Here is a 6679-nt window from a genome sequence, read left to right on the forward strand (position 1 = left end):
ATGAAAAAAACTTTATTGATGATTACAGGGACACTTCTTTGTGTTTCTTGTACGACTAATCCTCCTCAACAAAAACCTGTGTTACCAGAGGAACCTGCTAATAACAGACCTGTAGTTCCCGTAACTTTCGTTTTTACAACCAACCATTTAGCGGCTACACCCTTTGATAATCTGGCACAGATGCGAAAAGAAGTCAGCATCTTAAATAAATATTATTTAGATGACCAAGGAAATAAAATCTTTAATTTCAAATTAAACCGTTATATTTCCTATCAAGATTTTTCGAAATTGCATTGCGAACTAGACAATGAAATAAACCAACCTCGCCCTATTTCTATAGGTGCTATCCCAGCAAGCGTCAATGTATGCTTTCCTAAACGTACGGCACGTAAAGAAGTCATTATCTTTATATACGATGCGTATTCAAAAAACTTAGAGTTTGATGATGTTACAAGTCGGACGTTTCGTAATAATGGAAAACCCTTTATTTTATTAGACTGGCATAGATTAAATTATAATATACAAGCAGGTAGTATTCATGAAATGGGCCATGCTTTTGGCTTAAAACATGTCTGTGCACCCAATGCAACAAAAACTACCCCAACCAATATTATGGCCAGTGCTGAATGTAAATTAGGCAGTGGTGGTTTAAGAAACCTAGGTTTTGCCCCATCACAGCTTCAAACAATTTTATCAAGTTATAAACAATATTCTTAAAATTTAATTTCAACATACGCCCCTAAGTCATCTTGGGTAGCAATGTAATCCTCTGGGGTCAGTAAAGACGTCATGTAAGTACTGGCCTTTGAGAAGTCTTCGGTATCTACTGGATAAGGCTGCCAAAAAGTTTTTAGATTATTAGTATAAATTGGATAAAGACGAAGCAATTCCTTTGCTAAATCTAGTCTAGCTATACAGCCGAATGGCAAAGCATTTTGTTGCTCATATTCCCCATCACTATTAAATACAGCATTACCAATGCCAAACACTACTGGTTTTTGGTTGATGATCTGAATTGGTTGGATGGTATGAGCACCATGACCAATAATAAGGTCAACCCCTGCTTGAGTGAGAATAGTAGCAAGCTTAATTTGCTCTTTTGTAGGAGGTTTAAAATCGATTCCCCAGTGGCAAATCACAATAACTTTATGCTCAGGGTGAGTCATTTTATAGTGAACAATTTGTTCCAGCAAAACCCCATTTAAACACGCGACTCCACTTTTATGGCCTAAGGCATAAAAATCATAATCTAGATATGCTGTATCTCTGTGCCAATAGCCGTTAAAAATAGCGTAATGCTTGTTATTAAAACTGATTTCAAAGTAGTTATGAGCATCTTTTTGATTTGAGCCTGCACCAATATAAGAAATATTGGCCTGATCAAATTGCTTTAATGTATAGGCCACCCCTTCATCGCCATAATCTTTCAGATGATTATTTGCCAACACCAAATAGTTAAGATGAATGTTCTTAAATTCTTCTAATGTTTTTTTAGCATCGGCTTTGAGAATAAATGGTTTTTTATCTTTTAAAGGTGATTGGTTTTCTAGAGAAAATACAGCTTCAAAGTTAGCTATATTTAAGTCATTTTCACCTAAAAATGGTTTTATTTTTTCAAATGAATAGTGATATCCATATTGTTGTAGCGCATCTATTCGTCCTCTAGCCTTGCGTTTTTTAGTATAAGCTTCCCCAAAATAAGTATCTCCTAAAATGTTGATAATACCGCTTTGAATAGAGCAAATTTTGGGTTTTACACTCTGCTCTTGGAAGCTATGATAGTAAGGAACTAAGTGCTCAGCACGATGAATATCATCTGAAAAAGAAAAGAAACCGATAGTCTGGTTTTCCTCAAAGTACGTCAGAAAAAGTTTTCTAAATGAGTTTGTAAGATATAAAACCTCTACTACATTCTGCGCCATTAATGGTGTCTGTGGATGATAAACTTTCCCTTTAAAACTCAGCTCTTTTATAAAGAATAGTTTCCTGATTTCAGCTGGATGACTATAAATATTTTTGACTAATAAAAACAAATGTTTTAACTGGTTTTGTGTACTTTCTTTTTTGAAATTTAACTTATAAGTAGCAGCTCTTTTTGACAAAATTAAATAGGCTTGCTCATGTGTACCGCAGAGCATATTACTTAAAGCATGGTTTACATCTGCTGCTTGGGTAAAAATTAAGAACTGCAATAGTTCAGTAAAGGTGTAATGTTCAAAAGGCTTTAAGCCTAGATTTTGCTGACCGACTTGCTCAGATAGGTGGTCAGGCACAACATAAACTTCTTGAGCCTGTATTTTTTTCTGTTGGAATTGCTCAAATGCATAATCAATGAGTAAGAGCGTTGAAACATCATCATCAAATTCAAATTGCCATAAAGCCTCATCAAAACTTGTAGTGTCGACATGTGCTAACAACTTGATTTCAACAGGCTGATATTTCATGCTTCATCACCCTTGTAATCTTTAACATAGGCAATATAACCCGATAAGTTATGTTCTTGGTCATCGATCCGTACTCGGAAACGGTCATGCCGAATATAAAAAGCATGCAAAATTTTATCTGGTCGTGCCATATACATCGCCATTTCTGGATAAAAAAATCCTGTGGTTTGAAAGTCTGCTCTAAACTCAATTAACTTTTGAAGCTCAGACATATACGCCTGTTCAAAAAGTGTTGTACGCCCCTGCTCTTTTAAACGGCTTACCATTTTATAAGCAGCCATTAACATCTCTAACAGAGTTGCATATGTCGTTTTTCGATTGCGAATAAAAATAAAATGTTTTAAATAATTATTTAAACCAAAAATAAAATATTTATCTTCTGGGCATATTTTAGTGAGTTCATTTGTACAATAGCTTAACCAATGATCATGATATTTTTCATATCTCTTTTCAATAAAACATTCAAACATTAATTTAACTGTTTCTAGTAACTTAGAATCTTGGTTAATTTGATATAGCCTTAATAAAGCTAAAGCAGCTTCACCATCGTAATAAATAATTCTGAATTTTTCTTTTAAATCATAGTTAGGATAATTTAATACATGTGTTGTTGACCCATTTGAATCTACTAGCTTTAAAATACCATTTGCGAGTTTCTCTGCAATTTTTTGATAATCAGTTTTTTGGGTAATTTCTTGATATTTAGTTAACATTAAAATGGCAGCCGCATTGGCACCTAATTTAATTTCAAACTCCCCTTCTTTACCATCAATCATAAAAGCAGTAGATGAATCTTTTTCTTTATGAAAATTGGTGAGTGCATAATGAATAGAGGCATGTATTTTAGGCCAATATTCTGGCTTACTCTGCACTTCAAAGGTTTCTAGTAAGGCATACACCGAGGTACAGTGGCGTACCGTATTATAGTTACGAATTTCACGATCGTAGGCAGAAAAATAACCATAAATAAATTTGCCGTTTTCTTGAATCTGGTCATGAAGAAATGCCGAATTTTGTTCTATTAACTGCTGAAAATGCTGTTTTTTATTGTTTGAGATTCCTCTCATACCATTTGCATCATCGCGACTAGCTAAATTAATCAATTGCCCATTTTCATAAAATGTTGCGTAGGTATCAAAAGTCCAAATGTCTTGCAGCTTTTGTAAGCTAATCGGAGGTTTTGTAGCGTTATATTTTTGCTTAATTGCATAGTTAAGATTCATTTCATCAAAAAAGTTAGGCTTGTCATAACTTAAGCCTCGAATAATTGCTTTTCCATAAATCTCTTGTTCAAGAAAAACAATTGAACAGTGTTCATCAAATCCAATACCTTTACGATAATGATTGTTATGAAATTGATGGTGGACCTGTTGCTCTACTTCCTTCCAAGCTTGTTTCGCTAAATTATATGAAATATCGATTTTTATATAATCAGCAAGTGGTGCCTGTCCAAACTGGCCATTAATAAAATCTAATAGTTGTTTTTGAGCCTGCTCTAAATTTGTTTTCTCACTATGCCATACGCTACATCTTTGGTCTTTGGGGCCATAAGATAAAAATAAAATAATATCTTGTTTAATAATTGGAACATGCTGAATAACTTGTTCGAACCAAAGATTAAGTTGTCTTTGGAAATGTAAAAATGCAGTCACTCGAATTTAGTCCCTATCCGTTATTTGTTGTTCTATAAAATTTTCAATACATCATAGCAAGAGTACTATAAAAATTAAGTTAACGTATTGTTTAAAATAAAAAAAGAGAACCCTAAGGTTCTCTTTTTTCTGATGAAGTCAATTATCTATTAATAGATAATTTGACCATTAGCAAGTAACTCTGCCTCACTAGTCGTAACACCTTGCAAGATCAACAGATTAGTAAAGTTATTTGTAGGTAGAATCACCCCAGTTAACCCATCACGGTCAATCTGAATTGTTGTATTACCACCACTTACAGTAACATTTAAATACTCACCAATATTAGCAGACGTTTGAGCTCCATCTAGTAAGCCTCTGATATCAATCAAATCAGCTTGGTGATCTGTAGCAACATTACCCACATGGAAATTAGTCCAAGTGTCTACCCCATTACCACCAGTACTAGCACCATTATTAGCTGTTGCAGTACTTCCATCCAACACATGATAAATCAATGTATCTGAGCCAAAACCAATCGTGCCACTATCTGTATTGAACGTGTCATTCGCTGATGTACTGAGTACGTGAGTATTGTAATCAGTAGTCGTCAGATTAACCGTCAATGTTGATAAAGACTCAGCACCATTTGCTGCTACTAACTTATAGTTAATAGTATCGGTTGGATGAGACAATGTTAATGATGAAGTATTGGCACGGTATTCATAATCACCATTTGAATTGATCACAAGTGTGCCATTTGTCGTGGTGACAGCTTGTCCAGTAGCTTCAACATAAGTACCGACACTATTTTGAACATAGAGTTTGACACCATCAGCAGTAAATGTACCAGTGTCTGCAACTCCACCAATTGTGTCACCATGCAGAATATTGCCATGAACCCAATCAGATGAATAACTGTTCAAATGCGACGTTGTAGTTGTCACTTGGGTATCCAAAGTTGTTGTACCAAGTGTTACTGCAGTCAACGTATATTGAACACGGTATGTACCAGCACTTAAATGCTCAACTGAATCTTGGAAAGCTACCGTTCCGAGGCTAATACCACCTACACTCGCAAGTGCTGTCGCCGAACCTGTATAGGTCGTGTTAACCCATGCTCCGCCAACAAATTGCTGAACAACATAGCTTACAGTTGGTAATGCACTTAACAATGGCTGGTTAGCATAAGTCGCTGCAACCTGCACATCTACCAGATCTCCTGCCCCAACGGTGAAGCTATTAGAAACTACAGAGGTCGAACCAATCAAGTTAATTGATATATTCGGACTCGCAACATCTACAGGCGTATCAGTTGAGTTATTAAAGTCAACCGTTGTAACAGCTTGATCGGCATTGGCTACAACTTGAGTTATGCCATCAGTGCCAGGGCTAGCAGTATTCCAAGTGATGCTTACATCAGGTGAACCGATTTGTATGTGTAATACAGCTGTACTGGTCGCACCTGTCAATGGGTCTTTAATAGTGTAAGTGAAGCTATCTACTTTACCAATATCGGCAGGATTGGCAGTTGGTGTGTAGCTATATGAACCATTTGCAGAAATAGTAAGTGTTCCATAAGCCCCCGTTACTGGTGTAAAAGAACCAATAGTTGTGGTTACAGCACCTACTTGTTCACCTACTACTGTAGACACTACAGTAGTTCCAGTAATTGTATCTGGAACATATGAAGGTCCATATATAGTAGAATTATCATCTGTAAGTACATTACCGCTCACTGTTGCTGCACTATATGTAGGTACAACTGTGTGATCGTAATCATTACGAACAACACTCATAGTACCTAATAATCCTACACCAACACCGGTATAGACCATAAATGCTCTATAAGAACCACTTGCTAAATCTGGGATAGTCGCACCGAATCCATTACCACCTAGTACTCCGATGTTAATTAATCCAGTAGTCGCATCACCTGCAACATTCTGCCAAGAACCATCTGGTGCTTGTTTCTGTAAAACTACTTTATAGTCATTAAGTACAGACAGACTTAATAAAGCGCCATAGTTAATCGTTGCATCTGAAGTATGTCCAGCGGCAATGTTGAAACTCACACTCGGTGTACCTAGAAGCGATACGTTAAGATTCTGAGTTACCCCTATCAATGCTAGATAGGTTGCAGAACCAGCATTAATACCCGTTGTAGTTAATGGAACAATATCTATCCCCACACTGTTCACGTTGTTGTGCGCAATAATTGATGGCGCAAGAACAAGCCCAGCAAGGTTAGCACCTGAACCTAAGTTACCTGCAATATCCGTATAAGTGTTATTTGCAACACTCAAACTCGGTGGTGTCGCAGTACCATCTTGGGTGAAGGTCGCTGTCCAAGTCTTACCACCATCGGTAGTTGTTAAGCCTGATAGCGTACCACCCGCCAAGGTTACATCACTTGCATCAAAGCCAGTGACTGGTTCACTGAAAGTGAAGGTTACTGTAGTGCTTGCACCTGTAGCAAGATTCAAATCGCTCGCACTGATTGCAAGGGCCGGCGCTGTCGTATCAATCGTCAATACACTGGTGCCTGTACCGATATTGCCTGCAGGGTCAGTTGCAGTCACAGTCACCGTATGTGGACCATCC

4 protein-coding genes are annotated in these 6679 nt (G+C 36.8%); 1 reads left to right on the plus strand and 3 read right to left on the minus strand.

Going from position 1 to position 6679, the window contains the following annotated elements; genetic code table 11:
• Positions 1–717, plus strand: coding sequence for a metalloprotease (locus tag WA249_RS07960; protein WP_336167664.1), 717 nt, complete (start codon positions 1–3; stop codon positions 715–717).
• On the opposite strand, the gene WA249_RS07965 is transcribed toward WA249_RS07960, so the two are convergent.
• The 3 genes from WA249_RS07965 to WA249_RS07975 form a co-directional block, all read right to left on the minus strand.
• Positions 714–2444, minus strand: a complete 1731-nt coding sequence (locus WA249_RS07965; RefSeq protein WP_336167666.1) for a CapA family protein — start codon at positions 2442–2444, stop codon at positions 714–716. The two genes, WA249_RS07960 and WA249_RS07965, sit on opposite strands and share 4 nt — an antisense overlap.
• Positions 2441–4096 carry a poly alpha-glucosyltransferase gene (locus tag WA249_RS07970; protein WP_336167668.1) on the minus strand — a complete coding sequence of 552 codons (1656 nt, stop codon included), beginning with the start codon at positions 4094–4096 and terminating at the stop codon, positions 2441–2443. The genes WA249_RS07965 and WA249_RS07970 overlap by 4 nt, the downstream gene beginning before the upstream one ends.
• Positions 4097–4245: 149 nt before the next feature.
• Positions 4246–6679: BapA/Bap/LapF family large adhesin (locus tag WA249_RS07975; protein ID WP_336167669.1), on the minus strand; the 2434-nt coding region annotated here is incomplete at its 5' end.

The organism is Acinetobacter sp. 161(2023), from assembly GCF_037027805.1.
Taxonomy (GTDB): Bacteria; Pseudomonadota; Gammaproteobacteria; order Pseudomonadales; family Moraxellaceae; genus Acinetobacter.